The sequence below is a fragment of the Sphingopyxis sp. Root1497 genome (assembly GCF_001427085.1).
GTDB lineage: Bacteria > Pseudomonadota > Alphaproteobacteria > Sphingomonadales > Sphingomonadaceae > Sphingopyxis.
In genome coordinates, this window is the sequence record NZ_LMGF01000005.1 from 16,040 (window position 1) to 42,880 (window position 26,841).

Annotated in this window: 18 protein-coding genes; 9 read left to right on the forward strand and 9 right to left on the reverse strand. The window is 64.8% G+C overall.

Annotation, left to right across the window (positions count from 1 at the left end; all coding sequences use genetic code 11):
* The first annotated feature begins 16 nt into the window (after window positions 1-16).
* On the forward strand, window positions 17-1,198 hold the full coding sequence (locus ASD67_RS14555) for a lipase family protein (protein WP_162248587.1): 1,182 nt from the start codon (window positions 17-19) through the stop codon (window positions 1,196-1,198).
* Window positions 1,199-1,202: 4 nt separating this feature from the next.
* Here ASD67_RS14555 and ASD67_RS14560 read toward each other — a convergent pair whose 3' ends face one another.
* Genes ASD67_RS14560 through ASD67_RS14570 form a run of 3 tightly spaced genes read right to left on the reverse strand, consistent with a single transcriptional unit; the run spans window position 1,203 to window position 6,935 of the window.
* A complete protein-coding gene (locus ASD67_RS14560) occupies window positions 1,203-2,501 on the reverse strand; it encodes an MFS transporter (protein ID WP_156377723.1) in 1,299 nt (432 codons plus the stop codon).
* The gene (locus ASD67_RS14565) at window positions 2,498-4,606 is read right to left on the reverse strand and encodes a molybdopterin-containing oxidoreductase family protein (RefSeq protein WP_056348628.1); all 2,109 of its coding nucleotides are present in this window, start codon (window positions 4,604-4,606) and stop codon (window positions 2,498-2,500) included. Before ASD67_RS14565 ends, ASD67_RS14560 begins: the two co-directional genes overlap by 4 nt.
* A 19-nt stretch (window positions 4,607-4,625) precedes the next feature.
* On the reverse strand, window positions 4,626-6,935 hold the full coding sequence (locus ASD67_RS14570) for an arylsulfatase (RefSeq protein WP_056348631.1): 2,310 nt from the start codon (window positions 6,933-6,935) through the stop codon (window positions 4,626-4,628).
* 105 nt (window positions 6,936-7,040) lie between these two features.
* Between ASD67_RS14570 and ASD67_RS14575 the strand changes: the two genes are divergently transcribed.
* Both ASD67_RS14575 and ASD67_RS14580 read left to right on the forward strand, forming a co-directional pair.
* Window positions 7,041-8,189 carry an aromatic ring-hydroxylating oxygenase subunit alpha gene (locus tag ASD67_RS14575; RefSeq protein ID WP_056348634.1) on the forward strand — a complete coding sequence of 383 codons (1,149 nt, stop codon included), beginning with the start codon at window positions 7,041-7,043 and terminating at the stop codon, window positions 8,187-8,189.
* 76 nt (window positions 8,190-8,265) lie between these two features.
* Entirely contained in the window at window positions 8,266-9,801 is a 1,536-nt protein-coding gene (locus ASD67_RS14580; RefSeq protein WP_056348636.1) for a class I adenylate-forming enzyme family protein, read from the forward strand.
* 47 nt (window positions 9,802-9,848) lie between these two features.
* Here the strand turns inward: ASD67_RS14580 and ASD67_RS14585 are convergent, their stop codons facing one another.
* Window positions 9,849-11,483 carry a tannase/feruloyl esterase family alpha/beta hydrolase gene (locus ASD67_RS14585; protein ID WP_056348640.1) on the reverse strand — a complete coding sequence of 545 codons (1,635 nt, stop codon included), beginning with the start codon at window positions 11,481-11,483 and terminating at the stop codon, window positions 9,849-9,851.
* 190 nt (window positions 11,484-11,673) lie between these two features.
* Here ASD67_RS14585 and ASD67_RS14590 point away from each other — a divergent pair, with 190 nt between their 5' ends.
* The 4 genes from ASD67_RS14590 to ASD67_RS14605 all read left to right on the forward strand — a co-directional run bounded on the left by ASD67_RS14590 (window position 11,674) and on the right by ASD67_RS14605 (window position 17,001).
* Window positions 11,674-12,297 carry a TetR/AcrR family transcriptional regulator gene (locus tag ASD67_RS14590; protein WP_056348643.1) on the forward strand — a complete coding sequence of 208 codons (624 nt, stop codon included), beginning with the start codon at window positions 11,674-11,676 and terminating at the stop codon, window positions 12,295-12,297.
* A gap of 346 nt (window positions 12,298-12,643) precedes the next feature.
* Window positions 12,644-15,034 (forward strand): TonB-dependent receptor, encoded by a 2,391-nt coding sequence (locus ASD67_RS14595; RefSeq protein ID WP_056348647.1) that lies wholly within the window; start codon window positions 12,644-12,646, stop codon window positions 15,032-15,034.
* Window positions 15,035-15,095: 61 nt separating this feature from the next.
* Entirely contained in the window at window positions 15,096-15,836 is a 741-nt protein-coding gene (locus tag ASD67_RS14600; RefSeq protein ID WP_162248589.1) for an isochorismatase family cysteine hydrolase, read from the forward strand.
* A complete protein-coding gene (locus ASD67_RS14605; RefSeq protein WP_056348653.1) occupies window positions 15,826-17,001 on the forward strand; it encodes a CaiB/BaiF CoA transferase family protein in 1,176 nt (391 codons plus the stop codon). Before ASD67_RS14600 ends, ASD67_RS14605 begins: the two co-directional genes overlap by 11 nt.
* A gap of 3 nt (window positions 17,002-17,004) precedes the next feature.
* Here the strand turns inward: ASD67_RS14605 and ASD67_RS14610 are convergent, their stop codons facing one another.
* Window positions 17,005-18,210: an aromatic ring-hydroxylating oxygenase subunit alpha gene (locus ASD67_RS14610; RefSeq protein ID WP_056348658.1), complete on the reverse strand. Its 1,206-nt coding sequence runs from the start codon at window positions 18,208-18,210 to the stop codon at window positions 17,005-17,007.
* Window positions 18,211-18,369: 159 nt separating this feature from the next.
* Here ASD67_RS14610 and ASD67_RS14615 point away from each other — a divergent pair, with 159 nt between their 5' ends.
* Window positions 18,370-19,977 (forward strand): AMP-binding protein, encoded by a 1,608-nt coding sequence (locus ASD67_RS14615; protein WP_056348659.1) that lies wholly within the window; start codon window positions 18,370-18,372, stop codon window positions 19,975-19,977.
* On the opposite strand, the gene ASD67_RS14620 is transcribed toward ASD67_RS14615, so the two are convergent.
* The 4 genes from ASD67_RS14620 to ASD67_RS14635 all read right to left on the reverse strand — a co-directional run bounded on the left by ASD67_RS14620 (window position 19,949) and on the right by ASD67_RS14635 (window position 25,299).
* A complete protein-coding gene (locus tag ASD67_RS14620; protein WP_056348662.1) occupies window positions 19,949-21,550 on the reverse strand; it encodes an AMP-binding protein in 1,602 nt (533 codons plus the stop codon). The two genes, ASD67_RS14615 and ASD67_RS14620, sit on opposite strands and share 29 nt — an antisense overlap.
* Before the next feature lie 19 nt (window positions 21,551-21,569).
* On the reverse strand, window positions 21,570-22,346 hold the full coding sequence (locus ASD67_RS14625; protein ID WP_056348665.1) for a DUF2889 domain-containing protein: 777 nt from the start codon (window positions 22,344-22,346) through the stop codon (window positions 21,570-21,572).
* A 115-nt stretch (window positions 22,347-22,461) separates the two neighbouring features.
* Entirely contained in the window at window positions 22,462-23,070 is a 609-nt protein-coding gene (locus ASD67_RS14630) for a TetR/AcrR family transcriptional regulator (protein ID WP_056348668.1), read from the reverse strand.
* An 81-nt stretch (window positions 23,071-23,151) separates the two neighbouring features.
* Window positions 23,152-25,299, reverse strand: a complete 2,148-nt coding sequence (locus tag ASD67_RS14635) for a molybdopterin-containing oxidoreductase family protein (protein WP_056348671.1) — start codon at window positions 25,297-25,299, stop codon at window positions 23,152-23,154.
* Window positions 25,300-25,383: 84 nt separating this feature from the next.
* Here ASD67_RS14635 and ASD67_RS14640 point away from each other — a divergent pair, with 84 nt between their 5' ends.
* On the forward strand, window positions 25,384-26,808 hold the full coding sequence (locus tag ASD67_RS14640; protein WP_056348675.1) for an aldehyde dehydrogenase family protein: 1,425 nt from the start codon (window positions 25,384-25,386) through the stop codon (window positions 26,806-26,808).
* Window positions 26,809-26,841 lie beyond the last annotated feature (33 nt).

Sequence of the window (26,841 nt, forward strand, 5' to 3'; positions counted from 1 at the left end):
AAAGCGGGCCGGGTTCATGTTGATCGTCTCGCTCGGCCTCGTGATGGCGCCGGCGAGGGCTGCGCCGTCCGACGTCGGTGATGGCGGCGTGCCGGCCTTTTACGCTTGGTCCGGTGCTTTGCCGGGCGAGGCGGGCGTCGTACTGGCCGAGGAGCCATTGCCCGCCGATTTTTCGGTGCCCGGCGCGGGCAGGGCGACGCGCATCCTTTACACCGCGCGCGACGGCATCACCGATAAGGGCATGGTGCCGGTTTCCGCCGCGGTTTTCCTCCCGCGCGGTACGCCGCCGAAGGGCGGCTGGCCGGTGATGGCCTGGGCGCATGGCACCACCGGCATCGCCGACGTCTGTGCGCCGTCGGCGCGTCCGCGCGGCGAGCGCGACGGCCGCTATATCGCAAGCTGGCTCGACGCCGGTTTTGCGGTGGTGGCGAGCGATTATCAGGGGCTCGGCACACCCGGCATCCATCCCTATTCCAATTATCGCGCGAGTTCGTACAGCCTCCTCGACAGCGCGCGGGCCGTCGTGCGCGACGCACGTTACGGGGCGGCCAATCAGGTCATCCTCGTCGGGCAATCGCAGGGCGCCGGAACGGTCGTCGCGGCCGCCGGCTATGCGCCGACCCACGCGCCCGATCTGAAGGTGCGCGGCGTGGTCGCGACCGGCGCGCCGAACCTGTCGCGCGAAGCGATCGAGAGCGGACTCGCGTCGAGCGCGACCGACGTCATGGTCACCGGCGCTTATGCGATGATCGGCTATGAACTCACGCGCACCCATGCCGATCTCGATGCCGATGCGGTTTTCACCGAACAGGGGCGCGAGATCGAGGCGCTCGTCGGATCGGCGTGCCTGCCCGACCTGATGAAGGCGGCCGCCGCACGCAACCTCGATCCGTCGAAGGCGTTTCGGCCGGGCATGCTCAAGCGGCTCTGGGATACCGACGTCGATTTGCGTTCGTTTCCAACGCTCGACCTCGCGGCACCGGTCTTTTTCGGCATCGGCGCGGCTGACACGGCGGCGCTGCCGATGACGACGCTGACCTTGGTCAACGACCTGTGCAGCCGCGGCAATGTCGTCGAGACGCGTATCTACAAGGACAAGGATCATTCGGGCGTTGTGAACGCCGCCGCAGCCGATGCGATCGCCTTTGCCAAGGCGGCGATCGAGGGCGGACCGATCGCGCCGACCTGCAAGCCCTAGCCGCCTAGCGGCCTTCGTCGGCGGCGACGCGGCGGTGCGCCGTCATGGCGAACAGGACCAGGCCGACGGTCAGCGGCAGCATGACCAGCGCCAGCATCGACAGGCTCTGGCGCAGCGCATCGTTGCCGGTGAAGACGGTGTCGGACATCCACGCCGACAAGGCCGGGCCGCAGGTCAGGCCGACCAGATTGCCGACCAGCACATAGAGCGCGGTGATCTTGGCGCGCATGCGCGGCGGCGCGATATGCTGGATGATCAGCACCGCGAGGCCGCCTGCGGCGCCATAGCCGAAGGTCGCGATGGCGATGATCGCGATGGCGCCGTCGATGTCGCTCGCGAGCAGGAAAGCGGCGACCGCGGCATGACCGATGCCGAGGCCGATCGCCAGCGCCAGCACCGCGAGTTCGGCGCGGTCGCGCTTCATCGCCCAGGCGCTGACCGCCGGCCAGAAGAAGGCGGCGATGGCGGCCGCGACCACCCCGACAAGACCGAAGATCGCGCCCGCTTCGGCAAGGCTCTGGCCATAGCTGCGAGTCAGCATCGTCGCGGTCCAGGCGATGAAGCTGTAGCTCGCGAGCGCCGACACGCCGAAGCTGAGATAGAAGGGCAGGTAGAAACGCCAGTGGCGGCGGAGATAGGCGAGGGCCGCCGCGAGGCTGGTCTGGTCGGCCTGTCCTGGCTCTTCGACGCGATCGGGTTCGGCGACGGTGAGCAGCCAGAGCGGGCCGAGGACCAATCCGGGTACACCGACGATGACAAGCGTCAGCCGCCATGGGCTGAGCCCGAGATCGGGCGAGAGGAACGTCGCTAGCTCGAAGGCATAAGCGCCGATCAGGAAGGCCCCGGACGCCATCAGCGTCGATACCGCCATGAACAGGCCGATGGGCAGCGCCCGCTTTTCGGGCGGGAAGAGGTCGGCAACGAGCGATACCGTCGCGGGGACCAGCACCGCTTCGCCGATCGCGACCCCGGCGCGCGTCATCAGCAATATCTCGAAATTGGGCGCGAAGCCCGATGCGACGGTCGACAGGCTCCAGACGATCACGCCGATGCCGACGATGCGCACGCGCGTGCCGCGGTCGATCAGATAGGCGACGGGCACCCCCGACAAGGCATAGAGCAATCCGAAACCGAGTCCGATGAGCAGGCCGATCGCGGTGGCATCGATGCCCATGTCCCTGATGATCGGATCGGCGAGCAGCGCGATGATGTAACGGTCGAGATAGGACAGTGCGGCGATCAGGCAGAGCAGCCCGGCGACATACCAGGCGCGGGTTGGCGACGGCCATCCCCAGGCCGTCATGCCGCGCAAATCTCCACCGGGAAGCCTTCGAGCCAACTCATGCCCGACACCTGTTCGGCCTGGTCGGGGGTCGCGGGGGTAATTTCGTTGAGGTTGCGGCCCGGCTGCGCATTGGCGCCCCGCCAGCCGCCGCGATGGCCCCAGCCATGCGGATAGGCGACGCAGCCCGGGCGGACCTCGTCGGTCACCTCGGCCACCACCTCGATCGCGCCCCATTGGGTCGAGATCTTCACCGCCATGCCGTCGTCGATGCCGCGCGCGGCGGCGTCCGACGGGTTGATCAGCAGCGAGGGGGAATCCGAGCGGACGAGCTTGTCGACATTGTGCATCCAGCTGTTGATCGAGCGCAGTTTGCGCAGGTTGATCAGGCGCAGCATGTTCGGGTCGGGATCGGGTTCGGCGTGGAGGCGCGTCACCTCTTCGCCGGCGATATCATCCCACAGATGGATATTGCCGTCGGGATGTCCGATGCGCTTTTCGAAGTCAAACGCCCAGCGCCCGCGCTCGATCATCACGCCGTGCGGGTTCGCCTTGAGCTTGGCGAGCGAGAGGCCGTCCTGCCCCTCGATCCCCGCCTGCAGCGCGCCGTCGGCCATTTCGAACGGCGTCATGTTGCCGAAGGCGCCGTCGCGGCCCATGCGTGCGGCAAGGTCGCGCAAAATCTCATATTCGCCGCGCGCTTCGCCGGTCGGCGGGATCACCGCGGGCACATATTGGGCGAAGGGTCGCACCATATGGTTCATGAAGAACTGGTTGATGTCCTCACGCTCGAGCGCCGTCGTCGCGGGCAGGATGTAGTGCGCGTGGCGCGAGGTTTCGGTCATGTAGAGGTCGACCGACACCATCAGGTCGAGCGCCTCAAAGCCTTCGGGCAGGCGCGGCCCGCCGGGCATCGACATCACCGGATTGGCGCCGACGGTCAGCAAGGTCTTGATCTGGCCGTCGCCGGGGGTGGTCATTTCCTCGAGGAAGGTCAGGCTCGACTGGGTGCCCCAGACCGAAGCCTGGCCGCTGATGCGCGAGCTGTGGCGTTTGTGGCGTGCTTGGCCGGGTCCCGTCGCCTGCGCGTCGGTCGCGGTGCCGCCATGCCCCCAGCCGACGCCGCCCGGCTGATGAAACTTGCCACCGAGCAGGTTGAGGAGGTGGAGGAAATAGTTGGTCAGCGTCGAGTAACTGGCGCGGCAGATGCCGATGCGCCCCATTGCGGCGGCGCGCGGCGCGGCGACGAAATCGCGGGCGAGCGTGCGTATTTCGTCGGCTTCGATGCCGCAACGCGGGGCGGCAAGCTCCGGGGTGATCCAGTCGATCGCCGCGGAAAGCTCCGCAAAGCCGATGCAATGGCGCGCGACGAAATCGTTGTCGGCCAGCCCCTCGGCGATGACGGTCCGGACCATCGCGCCGAGCAGCCAGACGTCGCCGGCGGGGATGATCGAGACATGTTCGAACTTGCGCGCGGTCTCGCTGCGCCGCGGGTCGACGACGATGACGCGGCCGCGTTCGGCGATCTCGACCAGATCCTCCTTGAAGCGCGGCGCGATGAGCAAGGAGCCGTGGCTGACCAGCGGGTTCGATCCGAAGATCAGCAGATGGTCGCATTGCGCAAGGTCGGGGAAGACGAAGCCATGTGTGCCGAAGATCAGCTCGGTCGCGAGAACCACCGACGTGATATCCTCCGACGACGGGGTGAACAGCTTGCTGCAGTCCATCGCGCGGCTGAACAGATAGTTGCCCATCGAGCTGGGCCAGCCCATGCTCGGTGGGTTGCCGGTATTCATCGCGAAGCTGTGCGGGCCATGTTTGTCGACCGAAGCCGACAGGCGCGCGGCGATATCGTCCAGTGCCTCATCCCATCCGATGGGTTCAAACTCGCCGGGGCCGCCGACGCGCTTCAGCGGGGTGGTGACGCGGTCGGGGTCGTAGGTGACGTCAGCGAGCGCGGGACCCTTGACGCAGATATGGCCGCGCGAGTGGGGATTGTCCCGGTCGGGGCGAACCTTGACGATCTTGCCGTCGGTGACCGTCGCGACCATGCCGCACAGCGCTTCGCACACCCGGCAATAGGTGATATGGTCGCCATCGGCGCCGGGGATGGTGGTGAAAGCCATGGGCTATTTCCTTCCTATGTCAGCGCGCGGGCGGGGTGATGCGGATGTTTACTGTGCGGACGCGGCCATCGAGCTTGCCCGCGGTCTTGCCATCAGCGAGCGGACCCGACCCGCTGTCCTGCCCGAGGTCGAAGGTTTCGCTCGGCGAAAAGGACAGGCGGGGCAGGGCGCCCTTGATCGTGCCGCTGGCGATTTCGGCGCCGTCGGCAAGGATATGGACGATCGCTTCGCTCTCTCCGCGCCGTTCGAAGCGTAGCAGGATGGTCGCGGGACCGCGCCCCAGTGGGCGGTCGGCGGCGACTTCCGTCAGTTTCATGTCGAGGCTGCGGTAGGAGAAGACCGGGCGCCCCTTGCGCAGGTGGAGCGCGAAGCCGCCATGCCGCCCGCCGATCGCGGCGATGGTGCCGCCGGCGTCGCTGTCGAGATCGAGCTTCGCCTCGATTGTGAAGCTGGCGGACTGCATGGGCGGGGCGAGCGCTTCCGGAATGCGCGCGGTGGCGCCGGTGTAGGTCCACTGATAGCCGCGCCGGGCCATGTCCTCGGCGGCCATCTTACGGACGAAGCCCCACGCGTCGCTGGTGTTGGACAGCGGATAGACATTGTTCGCCTTCGCCTCGCGGTCGAACAGCACCTTCATCTCGGCGAGCTTGCGCGGGTTGGCGGCGGCGACATCGCGCTGTTCGCCGGGGTCGGCGGCAAGGTTGTAGAGTTCCCAATTGTCGTCGCTGAAGACCGGCCGGTTCATGAAATCCCACACGTCGAGCCGGTGCGGGACGACGGCTTTCCAGCCGTTCGCATAGATCGACCGGTTGCCGTACATTTCATAATATTGAGTGGCGTGCCGCGTCGGCGCGGCGGGCGCGGCGAAGCTGTATTTCATGCTGACGCCGTCGAACGCCATCTGCCGCTCGCCATTGACCATCGCGGCGGGGGCGATGCCCGCGGCGTCGAGAATCGTCGGGGTGATATCGGTGACGTGCTGATACTGGCCGCGCAGCTCGCCGCGTGCGGCGATGCCCCCCGGCCAGGAGAGGATCAGCGGCACGCGCGTGCCGCCCTCATAGGCCGTCTGCTTGTAATAGCGGAACGGGGTATTGCCCGCGACCGCCCAGCCATTGGCATAGTGGGGGTAGGTCGAGGGACCGCCCCAATCGTCATAATGGCGCAGATTTTCCTCGAGCGTCGCGAAATAGGCGTTGGCGAAATAATGTTCGCTGAACGTGCCCTGCGGCGCGCCCTCGGCGCTGGCGCCATTGTCTGCGGTGATCAAGATGACCGTGTTGTCGAGTTCGCCGCGCGCTTCGAGCGCGGCGAGGATCAGGCCGAACTGCTCGTCGGCATGGCTGAGCTGAGCGGCGAAAGCCTCCATCTGGCGCGCAAACATGCGCTGCTCGTCGCGGCTGAGGTCGGCCCAATGTTTCACGCCGGCGGGCAGCGGCGGCAGCACCATATCGGCGGGGACGAGGCCAAGCTTCTTCTGGCGATCGAGGATCTGCTGCGCCGCGACATCCCAGCCGGCGTCGAAGCGGCCCTTATAATGATCAAGCCAGCGCTGCGGCGCGTGATGCGGCGCGTGGACCGCACCGGTTGCCCAATACATCAGGAATGGCCGTTTCGGATCGGTCGCATCGCGCGCACCGATCCAGGCTATGGCCTTTTCGGCCATGTCGGCGCTCAGATGATAGTCGGGACGCGGCGACAGCGCGACCGGGTCATGGTCGGACCAGAGCGTCGGGTCGAAATTGTCGGCGTCAAAGGCAAGGAAGCCATAATAGCGGTCGAAGCCTTGGCCGCTGGGCCAATAGGTGAAGGGGCCCGCGGCTGAGGCGTCGGCCTGCGGCAGGTGGTCCCATTTGCCGATTGCGTAAGTGAGGTAGCCCGACTGGCGCAGATTCTCGGCGACGGTGCCCGCGCTGCGCGGGACGAGCGCATCCTGTCCCGGGAAGCCGACCGCGATCGCCGAATGGCCGCCGATATGGACGCCGTGCGAATTGCGCCCTGTGAGCAGCGCGGCACGGCTCGCCGAACAGATCGGTGTCGTGTGATAATTGGTGTAGCGCAGCCCGCGCTGAGCGACGCGGTCGATATTCGGGGTTTCGACCAAGCCGCCATAGCTGCTGAGCTGGCCGAAGCCCATGTCGTCGATCACCCAGACCAGGACATTGGGCGCGCCCGCCGGGGCAATGGTGCGCTTGATTTTTCCGGGGGTCGAATCGGCGAAGGTCTTGCCGATCCTGGGCTGATCGCCGGGTGCCGCCGATGACGTCGTGGCGATGCTCGCCGCGCAGAGGCAGACGGCCGCCGCACTGAATATCCTGCTTTTCCTCATTCCCGTACACCTCGTGTCTGTCGATCGCCGGATGCTTGACGCCGCACTATAGATGAATTACAATCTTCGTAAAGTGTAAACATCGAGATTGGTGAGGGACGGGACATGAAAATCGAACTGGATGCGATCTATCGCCGCATTGTCGACCATCTGGAAAATGGCACGACCGACATGGCCGCGGATTCGATCGAGGTCCCCGCGGCGCATTTCACCGACACCGATCATCTGGCCCGCGAACTCGACGTGTTCCGGCGCCAGCCGCTCGCCGCCGCGACGAGCAGGGAAATCCCCGAACCCGGCAGTTTCGTCACCCGCGACATATTGGGCGTGCCGCTGCTGATCGTGCGGCAGAAGGACGGCAGCGTTGGCGTGTTCCGCAACATGTGCCGCCACCGCGGCGGCAAGGTCGAGCAAAGCGAGAAGGGCAAGAAGCCTTTTTTCGTCTGCGCCTATCATGGCTGGAGCTTCAAGGGCGACGGCAGCTTGCGCGGCATTCCGTTCGAGGAGCAATATGGCACGCTCGACAAGGGGTGCCGCAATCTCTTCGCGGTCGAGGCGGAGGAACGCCACGGCCTTATCTGGATCAAGCTGCCTCAGGCGCCGCAGGACACGCCGATCGCCGACTATCTGGGCGAGGCCGACGAGCGGCTCGCGGCTTATGACATCGACAAGCTCGTCGTCTTCATGGACCAGAAGATCGACCTCGACATCAACTGGAAGCTGGTGATGGACGGCGCGATCGACGTGCTGCATCCGCAATTCCTGCACGCCGAAGGGGTCGGAAAGCTGATCCAGACCGGCGCTGCGGTGTGGCTCGATCTCGGGCGGCACGGCCAATCCTATTCGGCGCGCAAACGGCTCGCACGCAAGCTCAAGGCCGGCGAACCGATCGAGGGCGGCTGGCGCTATCTGACCGGCAACCTGATGATTTTCCCCAACATGAGCGTGATCCCGACGCCCGATCATATCGAGCATTGGACCGTGTGGCCGCATCTGACCGATCCCGGCAAATGCCATGTCCACATCCGCTTCCTGACCGATCCGGCGAAGCTGACCGACGAGGTTGCCGAGCGGATCAACCGCAGCTGGGAGATTTTGCGGCAGGCCGCGACCGAGGAGGATTTCCCGATGGAGGAAATGATCCAGGCCAATGCCGCGGCGCTGCCTACCACCGGCTTCCTCTATGGCGCGAACGAAGTGCCGACGCAGCATCTGCACTTGCAGATGGCGCGCGAATTCGATGCGCTGGCGTGACGCTCGCGCGGCACGGATGATGTAAGAGGCCCGGACGAAGAGCCGGGCCCGCGAAAACCCCCTCGGGAGAGACTGCATGAATATCGCCGAACTCGTCCGTTACTGGGCACGCTGGAGGCCCGAACATACGGCGGTGATCACCGATGACGTCCGGACGAGCTGGGCCGAGTTCGACGCGCGCAGCGACGCGATCGCGCGGGGCCTGCGCGCCGCCGGGGTGGTCAAGGGCGACCGCGTCGGCATGCACCTCGACAATAGGATCGAAGCGCCGTTGCTGACCGTCGCGTGCCTGAAGCTCGGGGCGATGATCGTGCCGCTCAATTTCAAACTCACCGCGAGTGAAATTCTGCCTTTGCTGGAGGATGCCGACTGCAAGATCGTTGTTACTCAGGCGAAGCATCTCGACCGGCTCGAGTTGGCGGCATCGAAGCTGCCCTTCGCGATTTACAGCCTCGACGGCAGCGATGCGCGGCGCTTTTCCGCGCTGCTGATCGATACCGGTCCGGTGCCGACCGAGACGATCGGCCTCAACGATGCCGGCTTCCTCTGCTACACCTCGGGCACCACCGGGCGCCAGAAAGGCGCGCTGCTCACGCACGGCGGCGCCATGTATCCCGGCCTCGCCAAGAATATCGCCGAAGGGCTGACCTGGCGCGATTCGATCATGGTTGCGGTGCCCTTCGTCTTTACCGGCGCGATCGTTTCCTGCTTCATCCAGTTCGCGGTCAATGCGGGCGGGACGATGGTGCTCGAATCCGATTTTGACATCGACCGCTATTTGGACGTGATCGAGCGGCATCGGGTGAGCGCGGCGACGACGGTTCCGGTCGTCTGGGAACGGCTGATGCGGTCGCCGGGGTTCGAAAAGGCCGATCTGTCGAGCATGATCTCGGCTGCCGCCGGCGGCGCGCCGGTCAGCGTCGACCTGATCGAGGCCTATCGCGCCAAGGGCATCTCGCTGATCCAGTCCTATGGCTTGACCGAGGCGTCGGGGCTGGCGGCGACGATGCACGGCGACGATGCGATCGCGCATATCGGCTGGGCGGGACGCCCGATCGTCGGCAGCGAGATGAAGATCGGCGACGCTGACGGCAACACGCTCGCCAATGGCGAGATCGGCGAGATCATGGTGCGTGGACCGCATGTTATGCGCGAATATTGGCGCAATCCCGAGGCCACCGCGGCGACGTTTGCGGGCGATTGGCTGCGCACCGGTGACACCGGCATGATGAACGACGAAGGCTTCGTGAAGGTCGTCGACCGGTCGAAGGACATGATCATCTCGGGCGGCATCAACGTCTATCCGGCCGAGATCGAGAAGATATTGTCGGCGAACCCGCACATCGGCGAGCTGGCTGTGATCGGGGTTCCCGACAGCGACTGGGGCGAAGTTCCGATGATCGTCGCGAGCGGGGTGAAGGACGAAGGCGCGGCGCTGTCCGCACTCGAAACCGACGGCTCGGCGCAGCTCGCGGCCTTCAAGCGTCCGCGCCGCGTCGTGTTCATTGACGAACCGCTGCCGCGTACTCTGTCGGGCAAGATTTCCAAACCGACGCTGCGGGGGCTGTTTCCCGCGGTGCCCGACCGGGCAAAGGCGTTGTTCGGGAAATAGCGATCGGGGCCGGCGGGCGGCACGAGACGCCCGTCGGCCGCGCCCTTTTACCGTTTCATCGTTCCCGTGCATTTCCAGTTGCGCGCGTCGCTGACGTCGCTTCCCTCCACGCCTGTGAACTTCGCAACGCTGGGATAGGCGCAGATGCGATAGCTTCGCGCCACCCCGGCATCGCTATCGGCCGTCACGGGCTTTTCAAGGCTCATCCCCGAAACATACATCGACGTGTTCGACGTCGAGTTGAGTTCCAGCGTCCGAGGACTGTTGGTCATTATGATGTCAGCTGGCGGCGTGCCGCCCTCCACCCAGCGCTGCATCGCGTCCAGCATCGCGCGACTGCTGTCGGTTGGGGAGCCTTCGCCGCCGCGGCAATGGAACATCCCGGGCACGAAAAAGCTCCGGAAGAAATTTCCGCTTTCGGCGCCGTACCGAGCCCGGGCCGCGTCGCTGTAATCCGCCGTATAGGCGGGTGGGATCGATTCGTCGGAGGCGCCGGTCCACATGATCAGTTTGCCGCCGGTTCGCTGCATCGCCGCAAGATTGGCGGGATCATAGCCATAACCGCCGACGCGCGCCCACAGCGCGTCGTCTTCGTTGCGCTGTGCCGGATCCCCGAAATCCATCTGCGTCAGCGCATCATAGCCGGTAGCGCGCAAAGCCTTCATGCTGAGCACGGTCGATCCGAACAGAGGCGGCCGAGTCTTGTCGGTCCATGGCGGCGGCGCGGTGCCCAGCGCGATCGGTCCCAGCAGCGAGGGGTTGGCGAACCAAAAGCCCGGCGCCGCGATGTCGGATCCCGCAACCGGGGGCAACCCGCCGGCCAGGATTTCGAGTGTCGAATATTGCGCATCGCTGAGGAACGGGAACAAGGAATGCGACAGACGGATTTGCGTCGGATCCCAGATCAGCCCGTCGCGCGCGCCGTCGGCCGCGTCATATTTGGCGACGATGGCATGCCCGACGCGCGTCATGTCGGCGGGCGATATCCAGCGCGCCGGATCGCGCGCGACATGCTGTGCGACATAGGCCCAGAACGTCTGCACATGGGCGCTGATTGGGGCGCCTGCCGCGATGAAGCCGTCGGCATCGTCGGGGTATCGCTCCGCTTCCATCAGGGTGCTGACGCCGCCCCCGGAACAGCCCATGATATAGCGCGGCATCGCGCTGCGGTTATAATAGCCGCGCGCCAGCGTTTGCGTCGCAACTGCCGCCACATGCGTGCCGCGATGCGCATAATCTTCGGACTTTGCCGGATCGCCGCGGAATGACATGTCGAGCGCACCGCGCGAGTGCGATCCCTTGTCGGTGGTCGCCACCGCATAGCCGGCGGTCAGATGCTCGCGCGACGGATTGACGATGTAGCCCGCCGACCCACCCGGAATCGTCATCAGATAGCGGCCGTTCCAGCTTTGCGGCAGTGCGATCATGAAGCCGACGGTATTCGGCCCGGGATTTGCGGTCCGCACGACCCCGTCGATCCGGCAATAGGGCACCGGGTCGGCCAGCCAGCGGATCGACTCGATCGCGACATCCTTGCCCGCCCATGTGATCGCCTCGGGCGAACAGGCTGCGGCCGCTACGCCGGGGATTGCAACTGGTCGCGGGTCATGCGCCGCCGCAAACGGTATCGTCAGCAATCCGGTCAGCGCGCCGGCCATCATCAGGATTGTCCGATATCGCATACCCTTTATCCTCCACCCATCGTCGCTTTGCCGACTCTGAAAGCCAGTTCCGCTATCAAATAACAAAAAATGGAAAATGTAAATATTGATGCTATGGTGAAGGCAGGGCATGAAGCCGATTGCCGGTTTCACGGGCGGGTCTACCGGTCAAAGACCCATTTGAAAGCCGGGCAGGGGAAGGACGGAGCCATTGGACGTTTCGAAAAATCGCGAGGAACAGGCCATGCCCGATATCGGCAAGACCGGCGCGAAGATCGTCGAGGGCGCGCGTCGCTGTTTCGAACGCTATGGGATCGAGAAGACGACGGTCGAGGATATCGCGCGAGCCTCCGGCGTCTCGCGCCCGACGGTCTATAAATTTTTTGGCGGCAAGATGGAGATCGTCGATTACATCGGCTTTGCCGAACTCGACAAGATTCAGGACCTCGTCCGCGCTCGCATCCAGCGCCAGCGGAATTTCGCCGACACGACGACCGAGGCGATTGTCGCGTCGGTCCAGGTGGCGAGCGGCAATCCCTATATACGCCGTTTCGTCGAGGATCTGGAAGTGTCGGCGCAGAGCCAACTCCCCACCAGCCCTTATCAGGAGCAGGCACGGCATCGCTGGGAATCGGTGATGCACCGCGCGCAGGCGAGCGGAGAACTTGCAGCTGACCTTGACCCAGCCGATGTCGTGAACTGGCTGTCGCGCAATCAGGTCATGCTGCTGCGCGTGCTCGACCAGTTCGGCGGCGACGAGGCCAAGCTGCGGCATATGGTGCGTCGCTTCGTCGTCGAACCCTTGCTTGCCAATCGGACTCCCACGTCAAGCTGACAATTCGGGGCGGGGCAGGCCCGATTCGCGACTCGCCGTGGATCGGCATCGCCTGTGAGCACGATGGAAATCCGGACGTGAAAGGCTTGTTGGCAGGAAGATTCTCAAGGATTTCCGCGAATTAAACTACATATCATAGATTGTGCATCGCACAGCGTGCTCGTTGCTCGGTGACATTGTTGACATTTTATCGAATCTGTTGTCTGTAAGCACCGGGAGTGATGCACGGCAACAGCACCGGCCGAACCGATCTGCCCTGATCGTTTCGAGCAGCGCGCGTCCCACAGTGATGGACTGCGCGGCGCCGCCTTCAACGAAGGGCGGGCGTCGCCAATGGGAGGATGCTATGCGCTTTTCTTACAAGCTCGCCACATGCACGCTGGCGATTGCGGTTTCGACCGTCTCGACGGCGGCGATGGCGCAGGATGCCGGGGACGCGGCCGACGACAGTTCGGGCGTCAATGAAATCGTTGTGACCGCGCAGAAGCGCGACGAACGTTTGCAGGACGTGCCGATCGCTGTTTCGGCCTTTACGCCCGATCAGCTCCAGCAAAGCGGCGTTTCGGATGTTCTGGAACTGGCCGCGGTCACGCCGTCGCTTCTGATCACCGAAGGATCGAGCGCGGCGCAGCCCTATATTCGCGGCGTCGGCGGGCGGAACATCACCCCCGGCAACGAAGCCACGACCGCTGTTTATGTCGATGGCGTGTATCAGACCGATAAGACCGGTATCCTGCTTCAGGGTTTCCCCGATGTGCAGTCGGTGCAGGTCCTGCGCGGCCCGCAAGGAACCTTGTTCGGCCGCAACGCGACGTCTGGCGCGATCCTGGTCACCACGAAAAAGCCCGACACCGAATTCGGCGGAATGCTCGAAGGCACCTATGGCACCGATGAAGAGGGCGCCCGCGGTTTCGTGACGGGCGGCCTTTCGGACACGCTCGCGCTGAGTGTCAGCGGCTTTTACCGCAACGAGCGTCCCTATATCCGCAACCGCACCCAGGCGCTAAACGGCGCCGGAAAATATGTCGGCGGTGATCAGAGCTTCGGCTTTCGCGGGTCGGTGCTCTGGGAAGCCACGCCCGATTTCACCGCGACGCTGTCGGGCTATTATTCGAAGGGCGAAACCAATGCCGTGGTGGCGTTGCAGCCGATCCTGGGGGAAACCACCACGACCGGCCAGGTGGCATCGGGCATCGATATTTCGCGGCCCGAACGCTCCTATTATGGCCAGATCGATCCCGAAGTCCGCTTCCAGGGCTATGGCGGCTCGCTGACCCTCGACGCCGATGTCGGGCCGGTCAACATCAAGTCGATCACGGCCTATAGCCACAGCACCTCGGGGGTCGAATATGACCTCGACGGCTCGCCCGCGAACGTCTTCTGGTTCGATACCGCGCTAAAGGGCCGGAGCTATCAGCAGGAAATCGACATCACCTCGATGAACGATGGGCCGTTCCAGTGGATTCTCGGCGGCTTCTATCTCAACTACCGCGACGGCTATGCGGGGCTTGACCAATATGTCGGACTGCCCGTTCCCAGCACGCTCCGGCCGCACACGGTGCCGCAAGCGCTGCTCGACCGCTCGGCGGCCGGCGCCGGCCCGGCGTCGGGCCTAGCCTATATCGATCAGAGCGCCTTCGTGACCATCAAGTCGCTCGGCCTCTTCGGTGAAGCATCCTATGCGTTCAGCGACGCTGCCAAGCTGACGGTAGGTCTGCGCTACACCGACGAAAAGCATGTCCTCGACAAGGACAATGCGGGCACCACCTATGTGCCCAACGGCACCGGCGGCGTCATTGCGATCCACAGCAATTCGGCCGCGATCTGCGCGGCGAACACGGCGTGCAAGGGCCTTAGCGCCCCCTTCTCCGAGCTGACCTATCGTGCGGTTTTCGACTATAAGTTCAGCGACGATGTCATGGGCTATCTGAGCTACAACCGCGGCTTCAAGAGCGGCGTCTACAATATCTCGTCGATCCCCAACGTCATCCCGACCCAGCCCGAGACGATCGACGCGTTCGAAGTCGGGCTCAAGACCAGCCTGTTCGACCGCAAGGTGACCTTCAACGCCGCCGCCTATTATTACAAGTACGACAATCTGCAGGTTCCGATCGTCGATCCGGTGACCAATACCCAGCAGTCGATCAATGCGGCGAAGGCGACGATCTCGGGTCTGGAAATCGAAGCCGCCTACCGCCCCAACGACCGCTTCTCGCTGTCGACGGGCTTCGCGACCTTCTTCAAATCGGAATATGACAGCTTCAAGAACTGCGCCATCTATCGGCGCCGGGCATCGGGCCTCGCGGTTCCTCCCAATGCGGATTGCTCGGGTTTCGACCTGCCGGCAACGCCCGACGTCACCGTCAGCGTCCAGGCCAATTATAATATCCCTCTGGCCAACGGCGGGAAGTTCGAACTGAGCGGCCTGTTCAGCTACGTCGACTCGTTCGATCACGCGACCTATGGCGCCTATCCTGCGGGCGGCACGGGAGCGGGAGCTTATCCGGCCGGCATCGGACGTGCTCCGATCCAGAAGGCGACCGAGACGCTCAACCTGTCGGCCACCTTCCATGCGCCGGACGATGCGTTCTACGTCTCGGTGTGGGGCAAGGATCTGTTCAACCAGAACGATGTGTTCCGTAACGTGTCGACGACCTCCTTCGGCTATTATTCGGTGCTCTCGCGCGGGACTACCGCCGGTGTCACGATCGGCACGAAGTTCGGGTCGCAGCGCTAAAAGGAAGCACGGCCGTCGGCACGGGTATTGCCGGCGGCCGCGTTTTTTCGGGGAGGACAAGGTGGACCAATCAGCCGGCGCCATAGGTGGCATGCTGCCGTCCGACCTTTCCGCCCATTGGTATAATGCGGATGCCTTTACGCCCGGCGATCCGTGGAACGGCTTTGACCCGGCGCGAACCGCGCTCGTCCTCGTCGACCTGATCAACTGGCAGGTCGACCCGGATGGCCCCTCGATTGCCGCAATGCGCGCGGCGGGGCATGATGATCGCGCCGACCATCTGCTCGCGCGCTTCGGCGACACCATCGCGCCCAATCTTGCCTTGTTGCTGCCCGCCGCGCGCCGTGCGGGCGTGCGCGTGGTCCATGCGCGGCTTGCCAGCCGGCATCCGAACTATGCCGATGTCGTCCCGGCGCTGCGCCCCTATGTGAAAGCGGCCGGGGCTTTGGACGGATCGCCCGGCGCTGCGCCGATCGCCGAGGTCGGCGACGAGCCCGGCGATCTGTCGGTCGTCAAATCGGGATCGGGTGCGTTTGGCGGGACCGAACTCGACTTTCTGCTTCGCCGCGAGGGGATCGACACGATCCTCTACGCCGGGATGGTGACGACCGCCTGCGTGCTGCTCAGCGTTGCCGCGGGGTTCGACCTTGGATACCGGCAATATCTGGTCGCCGATTGCACCGGCACGCTGTCGGCGCGTGACCAGGAGGATGCCGAACGGCTGATCGGCAATTATCTCGCCGAAATTGTGACCGCTGCCGATGCCGTCGCGGCGATGGAGACACTGTCCGATGCCTTATGATTTTCTGACCGACCTGCTGGTGCTCGAAGTGTCGCATTTCGGTCCCGACGCGCTCGGCGGTCGGCTCGCCGATATGGGCGCGCGGGTGATCAAGGTCGAGGATCCCGACGGCGGCGACCCGCTGCGCCGCGCCGGTCCCTGGTCGGTGGGCGACGAAACGGGCTTTTCCTACATGCATCTGCGCTGGAATCGCGGCAAGGAAAGCGTGATCATCGACCTCGCGAGCGAGGCGGGACGCGCGGAGTTCCTGACGCTGGCGGCCAAGGCCGATGTCGTGATTGAGGGCATGCGCGCCGGCGTGATGGCGCGACTGGGGCTCGGTTATGAGGTGCTGAAGGGGGTGAACCCTGCAATCATCTTCTGCTCGCTGTCGGGGCTCGGCGAGACGGGCCCTTATGCCAAGCTCGCCTCGCACGGGCCGTCGTTCGACGCCTATGGCGGGCTCGGCACGCCGGTGAGCGACAGCATCTCGCGCTACGACGGGGCGCAGGCGCCGTCGATCGGCATGTACGCCTATGGGCTGGAGGCAGCCTTCGCCGTCGTGTCGGCGGTACATCGCGCGCGGCGGACGGGCGAGGGGGCGGCGATCGAGGTCGCGGCGGCCGATTGTTCGGCGCACTGGCTGCCCGAGGCGCTCGATCCTTTGCTCAATCCTGACACGACCTTTGCGCGGCCGGGATTCCTCGATGCCAGCGGCAAAATGCGTTTCTGGGCGCGGATGGAAAATTACCGTTGCGCCGACGGCAAGCTGGTCTTCCTGATGACCTTCACGCCGAAGAGCTGGCAGGCGCTGCTTAAGCTCATCGGCCGTCCCGACCTCGACGCCATCTACACGCGCGAGCCGCAGACGGGGACCGAGGACGCGGAGGTCAATGCCGCATTGATCCCGATCTTCGCCTCGCGCCCGCGCGCCGACTGGCTCGCCGATTTCGAGCGCGACAATGTGGCGGCGATGCCGGTGAACAGCTTTGCCGATGTCATCGCCGACCCGCATTTCAGGGCGCGCGACAACACCTATCAGGCGTCGCTGCCCGACGGGCGCAAGCTGACTTTGACCTCGACCGCGATCCATGTCGCGGGACAGCATTTCGGCATGCCGCTGGCGCCCGAAGTTGGCGAGGACGACGCCGCGATCCGCGCCGAATTCGGCCTCGGCGCGCGCTGAGTCTCAGCCGCGCGCCGCGCGCGCCTGCATCGGAATCACGCCTGGGCCCGCCATCACCCGGTCATAGCTGCGGTGAAACTGCTGGTTGATCACTTCGTTGTGCGCGAGCAGCATCGTGCCGGTGTTCGGCATGTTCGCCGACCGCTGGATGCTGTCGCCGATCGGCACATCCTCGTTCAGGATCGCGGCTTCGGCGATGTCCCAATTCTTGGCGAGGATCGTCTGGCCGCGCTCGTCATAGTCGCCGGGTGCCCTGGGAGTCAGGAAGCGCAGATGGACGCGCGAGCGGCCGGGGTTGTGGACGTCCTGATACATCGTCCAGAATTCGGCGTGATGCGGGTGCAGCTGGATGCTGACATTGGGAAAGACCATATTGCCATAGACGACATAGGGATCGAGGTCGTGTTCGCCCGGCTCGCTGTCCAATATCTCGTCGATCTTGCGCCGCGGCGTCGTCGTCACCGCATGGTCGCCGGTGCCTTCGACGCGCGCCATCATGTTCATATAGAAATAGGGCCGGATCGTTGGCCCATGGACCCATTGGACATGATAGCCGTCGGTCAGCCCGTCGACCATGATCTTCCAATTCTGGTCGAACTCGAAAAAGGCTTCGCGGTAGAAATATTGGCGGTCGAGACCATAACCCGCGAGCACCCCGTCCATCACCGGGCCGAGATGCGCGGCTACGTCGATCGACCCTTCAGGATTTTCGACGATCCAGATGAAGCCGTGGCGTTCCTCGCAGGGCAGGGCAATCAGATTGCGTTCGCGGCACGGCAGGCTGAGCCCCAGCGTCTGTTTGAAGGTCAGGCCGATCAGCTCGCCCTCATTGGTATAGGTCCAACCATGATAGGGACAGGAAAAGCGCCCCTGCTTGCCCTCGGCCTCGGTCACCAAAGTCGCGCCGCGGTGGCGGCACATGTTGAGGAAGGCGCGGACCTGGCCGTCCTTGCCGCGCGTGACCAGCGCCTCGCTGCGGTTCAGTTTGACGGTGACATAACTGCCCGATTCGGGAAGCTGGCTGCCGTGCAGCGCCATCATCGGATAATGTTCGAAGATCTTTTCGCGCTCGGCGACCGCGATGTCGGGGTCCGAATAGACCGACAGCGGATATTCGTAGGTTTCCTCGATCATGTCGGTGCTGTTGTCGCGGATGTGGCGGAACAGCTTTTCCGCGACCTGGCGATTATGTTCGGGGCTCAGATACATTCGACTCTCCGTGGGGGACGTCGCGGTCCCAGCGGGCCGGCGTGATTGACTTTACATATATATAGCGTTGTAAATAGTAAAAACATATATAAAAAGGGCTTTGTGAAAAATGTGACTTTACGCACCGGCATGCCGGCAAAGCGAAGCGCGGGGAGAGTTATGGTCGACAGCCTGAATATGCCTTCGGTCCCGGTGCTGATCCGCGAGCGCGCGGCGCGCGATCCGTCCGCGCCGTTCATCACCGACGTCGCGGGCGGCACGATGTCCGGCGGCGCGTTTCACGAGGCGGCGCTGCGCGTCGCGGACGCGATGGCCTCGATCGGGGTCGCGCGCGGGGAATGCGTCGTGACGATGCTCGATCCGTGTCTTGCCGCCTATTGCGCGTGGATCGGACTCAGCTGGCGCGGTGCGCTCGAGGTGCCGATCAACCCCGAATATAAGGGCAATCTGCTCGCCTATGCGCTGAACGATTGCCGCGCGCGGGTGCTGATCACCAGCAATGCCTGCGTCGATCAGGTGAATGCGATCCGCGACCGCCTCGGCACGCTCGAGCAGATCATCACGATCGACGACATGGCTTGCGCCAGCGACATCCCGGTCGCGACGCTGGCCTCGGTCGAGGCGCGGGCGCCGCGTATCGACCATGCCGAGCCGCAACTCGCTGACACCAATGCCGTCATCTACACCTCGGGCACCACCGGACCGTCGAAAGGCGTGCTCCAGGCGTGGGGTTCGATCCAGCAGGTCCAGCATAATTTCAGCGGCGAGGTGATCGATCCCGATCAGATCCCCGTCTATTATTCGCCTTGGCCGACCTTCCATTCGTCGGGGCGCGTCGGCTTCGTTTTCGCGGCGGTGCGTGGCGGGCATATGGTCTTCCGCAGCCGTTTTTCGGTCAGCCATTATTGGGCCGATGTGCGCGCGCATGGTTGCACCCACACCCAGCTGATGGGCATCGCGGGCTTCCTGATGAATGCCGAGCGGCGGCCCGACGACGCCGACAATCCGCTGTTATGGGTGCTGATGAACCCGGTGCTGCCCGACTATCGCGATTTTGAGGCGCGTTTCGGGGTCAGGGTTTGCACCGGATGGGGCATGACCGAAATCGGGTTTCCGCTGAATGCGTCGAACCTGCCCAATGCGCAGACCTGCGGCAAGCTGTCGCCGCTGTACGAGGTGCGGATCGTCGATGCCGAAGGCCGCGACCTGCCCGACGGACAGGCGGGCGAATTGCTGATCCGGGGTAAGGCGCCCTTCCTGATTACCCAGGGCTATCTGAACAAGCCCGAGGCGAATGCCAAAGCGTCGCGCCACGGCTGGTATAAGACGGGCGACATCCTCCGCCGCGATGCCGACGGCTATTTCTATTTCCTCGACCGTGCCAATGATTACCTCCGTGTGCGCGGCAACAATGTCTCGTCGCTCGAGCTCGAGGGCGAGGTGCGTGCGCATCCGGCGGTCGCCGAAGCCGCGGCGATCGGCGTGAAGGCCGCCGACGTCCCCGCGCTGCCCGGCAATGCGCGCGCAAGCGAGGACGAGATCAAGATCGTGGTGCAGCTGGGCGATTCCGCGCCGCTCACCGAAAGCGATCTCGTCGATTATCTCGCCGAGCGGCTGCCGCGCTACATGGTCCCGCGCTTCGTCGAGTTCGTCGCGGACCTGCCGCGCACCCCGACGGGCAAGATCCGCAAGGCCGGGCTGCGCGAGGCGCCCGTTAACGACGCGACCTGGGACCGGCTCAGCCGATCCGTTCCCGCCGCAACCTGATCCCCGCCGCCTCGCGATCCCAGGTGTCGGCGGTGACGCCGTCATCGCGCAGCGCATATTTCTGGATCTTTTGCGTGGGCGTGCGCGGCAGGTCGGGCATCAGCCGGAAATAGCGCGGCACCATATAATGGGGCAGGCGGGTGGCGAGGAAGTCGGTCAGCGCCATCAGGTCGATCGCGGCGCCGTCCGACGGCATAATGCACGCCATCACCTCATCCTCGGTCTTGTCGCTCGCGACCCCGATCACCGCGGCCTCCTTGACTCCGTCGAAGGCGCGGATTTCCTGTTCGACCTCATAGGCCGAGATATTCTCGCCGCGGCGACGGATCGCGTCCTTGCGGCGGTCGACGAAGAAATAGTCGCCATCGGCGTCGCGGCGCAGCAGGTCGCCGGTGTGCAGCCAGCCGTTGCGCCAGGCCTCGGCGGTCGCCTCGGGATTCTTGTAGTATCCGCTGAACATCGTCCAGGGCTGGTCGCAGCGCAGGATCGCCTCGCCGACCGCGCCCTCGGGCACCTCGATATCATGTTCGTCGACCAGCCGAATGTGCTGCCCGGGGCGCAGCCGCCCGGCGACCCCGATCTTGTCGGGATCGAGCGGGCTCTGCACCGGATTGGCGAGCTCGGTCATGCTGTAGGCGGCGAAGGCGCCGACCCCGAAACGCGCGGTAAAGGCCTTGACGTCGGCGGTGTAGGGAACCGCGCTCACCGATTTCAGGCTGTGGTTGCGATCGTCGTCCGAGGGCGGGGTGCTGAGCAGGAAGGGGATCATTGCGCCGAGCAGGGTGGTCGTGTTCGCGCCATGATCGCGGACGATCTGCCAGAACTGATCGGTCTTGAACGATTCGACGAGCACCACCGATCCCGCGTTCGACAGCTGGCCATAGAGGCAGCCGAAGCCACCCGAATGGAAGATCGGCAGATGCGCGAGATGGCGATAGTCGCGGCCGATCATCGCCGGCATCGCGGCGTGGTAGAAGGTCCACATATGCGCATAGGAGCACATCACCGCCTTCGACGGGCCGGTGGTGCCCGAGGTGAAGATGATCGCCATATCGTCCCATGGTGCGATCGGCCGCGCGAGGTCGCCCGCGCTGCCTGGCTCTACCAGCATCGCCTCGTCATGGAGTTCGAGACCGTCCACCGGCTCGGTGGCGCCCCCGATGACGATCAGCTTTTCTAGCATACCGCGCTCAACCTCGGCGAGGCGCGGCATCAGGTCGCGGTGGACCAGCCCGACCTTCGCGTCGGCAAGCCACAACACATGGCGGAGTAGGCTGCCGCGATAGGCGAGATTGGCGGGCACAAAAACGCCGCCCAGCATATGCGTGCCGAGCCAGGCGCGTACCGCGGCCTTGCCGTTGGGCAGCCAGTTGAAGACATGGTCGCCCTGCTCGACGCCGAGCCGCTTGAGCGCCCCCGCGGCACGGTGCGCCTGATCGAGCGCCTCGGCAAAACTCCATTCGCTGCCGTCCTGAAAACGCATGTAGAGATCGTCCGGATGCTCGCGCGCCTGGCGCTCGAGCAGATGGCGGGTGACGGCCTGGTCGGGGGTGGGGAAGGGCATGTCGGACATCGGGGTCTTCCTGCTGTGGTCAGGCGAAGGGAAAAAGGGCGGCATCCTCGCGGCGCAGGCCGGGGCGGGCGTTGGCGAGGCGGAGCGAGGCCGCATAGCGTTCGGGCTGCGATCCGAAGCAGGTGGCGGGCAGCGGACCCGACAGCGCGCCGTCGCGGCCATAATAGCGGGTGATGTCCATGCGCTGGCCGCGCCCGACGAAGGCGCCGCGCTGGATCAGGAACAGGCGCTCGAAATCTTCTGCCGACAGCCGCTCGGCGGCCCAGCGCGCGAACCCATTGAGCAGCGGGGCACCGGAGTAAGCGGACGGGGCCGTGATGTGAAAATCACCGTCGATCACGATTTCGAGCACGAGCGCGCCATCCTGCAACAGCCGAACCGGCTGATAATCGGCGTCGGAATCGGGCAGGATGACGTCATGGCGGCGGTCGGCTCGCCCCTTCGCGATATGCACCGCCGCGAGGCGTAGCGTGTCGAACATATGCGTGCATTGCAGGGCCGGCTCGGTCTGCAACCATCGGGTCCGCAGGTCATCGACCAAGGGCAGGCCCGCGAGGCCGGTCATCTCGCCGCCTGCCTCCGCGCAACTGGATAGCGGGTGGCGCTCCCAGCGCCCCTCGACGGCGGTCAGCCTCTGGTCGTCGTGGTGGATCAACAGCGCCAGCGCATGGAACGGGTCTTCCAGCACCGCCTCGACCCGATCGGGACCGAGCCGGCGAAAACGCGTCGTCCGGACGAAATAGCCGTCACCATAAGCGGGATTGGCGGCCATGCGGCGCGCCGGATCGTCGGTCATCGCTCGAGCGGGCCTCCCACGCTGCGCCGCCTATCGATATCGCTGCGGCTACTTAATCGATTGATTAAATATCTGTGTCAGCTTGGGGGAGGGCCGTCAACCCAGCGATGGAGGTTTATCGGATTTCGCTGCCCGCGAGCAAAGGCTGGACGATGAAACGCCGGATGAAGCGGCGCTTCTCGGCGTCGTCGATCTGCGGTGAGGCGACTTGGAGCATCAGCATCGCCTGCGCGCGCGCGAGCCAATAGATGCACTCGTCGATTTTCAGGTCGGTCGCAATCTCGCCGCGCGCCCGCGCCTGTTCGAACATGTTCGCCCACCAGGTGCGCTGCAATTGCTGCATCAGGCTGCTCGGCGAAATCACCGATTCCTGAAATTCGATGCTTTCGACCATCCGGCGAATATAGATATTCTCGTTCGCCAGCCGGATGACGAGCAGCAGCGTATCGGACAGGAAATCGGCGAAATCGTCCGATCGCACCAGCCGCCGCCGTACCTCGCTGTTGACGCGCCAGGTCTCGCGCACCGAAATCTCGTCGAGGATCGCATCCTTGCTCGGATAATATTTATAGACGGTTGGACGCGACACTTTGGCGCGGCTCGCGATATTCTCGATCGTCGTCTTGCCGATCCCATATTGCTCGAAACAATCATAGGCGGCGCGCAGGATGCGCTCCTGCGTCGAATTATCGTCCGTCCGGGCTGATGCCGGGCCGCTGTCCATGCCTGATCTCCTGCCCCGACCGGGGAATGCTGCATCGCACTGTCGTAGCAAGGCTGGCATCGCGAACAAGTCGCAAATTCGTCACGCCGCTACGGGCAGTTTCCGGATCATGACTTCCAGCCCGTCCATGATCGTTGTCCCCGAAATCGCCTCGACCGCTGCCTCGCCCACCGGAAGCAGCCAGTTGATGTTGCTGCCGCCCTGCGCATTGGCGTGCTGCCAGCCGCCATGATGGCCCCATCCATGCGGATAGCTGACGGTGCCGGGGCGCATATCTTCGGTGATCGCGACGCAGACCGCGACGGTGGCGGACCCGGTCGACAGCTCGACCGTCTCGCCATCGGACAGGCCGAACCGCTCCGCATCTTCGGGGTGCATCAGCAGGTCGGGGTGCTGGCTGCGCACGAGGCGCGGGACATTATGCAGCCAGCTGTTGAGCGAGCGGATGTCGCGGTGCGTGATCAGGCGCAGCGTGTCGGACGGCGCCGGATCGAGACGCGCGAACTCGTCGGCGATCATCGCGTGCCACAGCTTCGCTCGGCCGTCGGGCCAGGCGATGCGCGGCCACGGGTCATAGGGATCGGGCAGATCGACCATCACGCCATGCGGAGCCGCGCGCAGCTTGTCGAAACTCCAACCCTCACGCGCCCCCATATCGTCGCCCGCGGGGCCGAGGCGGAAAGCCTTGTCGAGATCGTCCATCGGCCGACCATGCGTCGGCTTGCCCATCCGGGTCAGCAGCGCGTTGAAAATCTCCCATTCGGATCGCGCTTCGCCGACCGGCGGGATGACGGCGTCGGTCACCTGCACGAACGGCCGGATCATCGATCCGAGTCCCGCCATCGGATAATCGTCGCGTTCGAAAAAGGTCGGCACCGGCAGGATATAATCGGCGTAGCGGTTGCTCTCGGTCTGGTAGAGGTCGAGCGCGACGATCAGGTCGAGCTGCTGCAGTGCATCGACCAGCGTCTGCCCGCCGGGCGCCGACATCACCATATTGCCGCCGGTCAGGATCATTGCACGCACCTGGCCCGCTCCGGGTTCCAATATGTCGGCGGGCAGCATCGCGGAGGCGAGGAATTGCGCGACGCTGGGGAAGTCACCGACCCGGCTGCGCGTATCGCCATAGCCGCCGGTCAGCACCTTCTGCGATCCGCCGAGGATCGTGCGGCTGAAGATCGCGCCGCCTTGGCGCCCCAGCTTGCCGCCGAGCAGGTTGAGCGCGATCAGCAGGAAATTCTCGAGCGTGGCATGCGGCCCGCGGCACACCCCGAGCCGGCCATAAGCGACCGCCCGCGGCGTCGCGGCAAAGCTGCGCGCGATTTCGGCGATCGTGTCGGCATCGACGCCCGCGCGCTCGGCGCAGTCGGCCAGGCCATGCGCGGCGACCGCGCTGGCGAGGTCGGCGAACCCCTCGGTATGCGCCGCGACATAGTCCGCGTCGTGGAGTCCTTCGTCGATCAGCACGCCGAGCAGCCCGAGCAGCAGCCAGATGTCGCCGTTCGCGCGGACCGCGACATGCTGATAGCGGCGCGCGGTTTCGGTGCGGCGCGGATCGACCACGACCACGCGGCCACGCGCGGCGATGGCATCGAGATCGTGGCGCACGCGCGGCGACCAGAGCATCGATCCGTTCGAGACCAGCGGATTGGCGCCGAACATCAGCAGCATGTCGTTATGCGGCAGGTCGGGAATCTCGTAAGTCACCGCCGACCCGAAGGCGAGGTAGCAGGCGGTCAGCCGCGCATTGGTGTCCTGCGACCCCGCGCCATAATATTTAGTGATGCCCAGCGCCTTGAGGAACGCCTTCAGGCTGAACGACACGTCGATGCCGAAGGCGATTGGATTCCCCTTGTACGACGCGACCGCGTCGGGGCCGTGGGTGTCGATCACATGGCCGAGACGTGCGGCGATATCGTCCAGCGCCTCATCCCAGCCAACCGGTGCGAACTCGCCCGGACCGCCGACGCGTTTCATCGGGGTCAGAATGCGATCGGGGTCATAGGTGACGTTGTGAAAGGTGATGCCTTTCAGGCAGACATGGCCCAAAGAATGCGGATTGTCCTTGTCGGGCTGGACATCGGTGATCCGCCCGGCCTCGACCTTTGCGGCGAGTCCGCAATGCGCCTCGCACAGCCGGCAGAAGGTGAAATGCACCCCATCCTCGCCGGGCGCGAGCCGCGTGGTCTGGCTGTCGATCATCGCCTGCTCCTCATAAATTTCATCCATTATCTATTATCATTTGATTATCGTCAAAATTGGTGCAAACCCGCCCGCAAGAGACAGTTTCTGCATCATTGGGTGAGGGTGAAAATGGACTTTACGAACGACTATACGCTGACCATCGACGGCGCGGCGGTCGATACCGCGACCCGCGTCGACGTAATCAACCCCGCGACCGGAAAGGTTTTCGCATCGGCGCCCTGCGCGGGGCAGGCCGAGCTCGACCTGGCGGTCGCCGCGGCGACGCGCGCGCTGCCGGCGTGGAAGGCGCTCGGCTGGGAAGGGCGCCGCGACCTGCTGGTCAAGGCGGCGAAGGCGATCGAGCCGCAACTCGACCAGTTCACCGCGCTCTTCGTCGCCGAACAGGGCCGCCCGACCGCACTCGCCAAGGGCGAGGTGCAGATGGGCGCCTGGTGGCTGAAGTCGGTCGCGCGGCAAGACCTGCCCAACGAAATCGTCGAGGACAGCGACACGCGCCAGGTGATCGTCAAGCACGAACCGCTGGGCGTCGTTGCCGCGATCGTGCCGTGGAACTTCCCCTTCCTGCTCGCGATGTGGAAGATCGCCCCTGCGCTGCTCGCGGGCAACACGATGGTCCTGAAGCCGTCGCCCTACACCCCGCTCTGTTCGCTGAAGCTCGCCGAACTGTGGCGCGATATCCTGCCGGCCGGGGTCTATAACGTCATTTCGGGCGACGATGCGCTCGGTCCGCTGATGACCGCGCATCCGGGCTTTGCGAAGATCAGCTTCACCGGCTCGACCGCGACGGGCAAGCGCGTGATGGAGGCGGCGTCGCGCGACCTCAAGCGCATCACGCTCGAACTCGGCGGCAACGATGCGGCGATCATACTGCCCGACGTCGATGTGGCGGAGGTCGCGCCGAAGCTGTTCTTCGGCTCCTTCTACAACAGCGCGCAAGTCTGCATCGCGACCAAGCGCCTGTATATTCACGACGATATCTATGACGAGATGCTGGGCGCCTTCCACCGTCTCGCAAAAGAAGCCGTCGTCGGTGACGGGGCGCAGCAGGGGGTGCAGTACGGCCCGGTCCAGAACCGCGCGCAGTACGACCGCGTTCGCGGCCTGATCGAAGGCGCGCGCGCCGAGGGGCTGACCGTGCTGCAGGGCGCCGACGTACCCGAGGGCGACGGCTATTTCATCCCGATCACCCTCGTCGACAACCCGCCGGAGGATGCGGCGGTGGTAACCGAGGAGGCTTTCGGCCCGATATTGCCGCTGCTGCGCTTCTCCGACATCGACGATGTCGTCGCGCGCGCGAATGATTGCGACTATGGGCTGGCGGGGGCGGTGTGGTCGAAGGACATCGATGCGGCGGTCGCGGTCGCCGACCGGATGGAGACGGGGACCGTCTGGATCAACGACAATTTCCAGAACGGGCCGCATATTCCTTTCGCCGGTGCGAAACAGTCGGGCTTCGGGGTCGAGAACGGCGCCGAGGGCCTGCGCGAATACACCTTTCCCAAGGTGATCTTCGTGCCGAAGAAACCGGCCTGACGGCGATCGGCGGGCGCGCTGCTCGATCAAGCG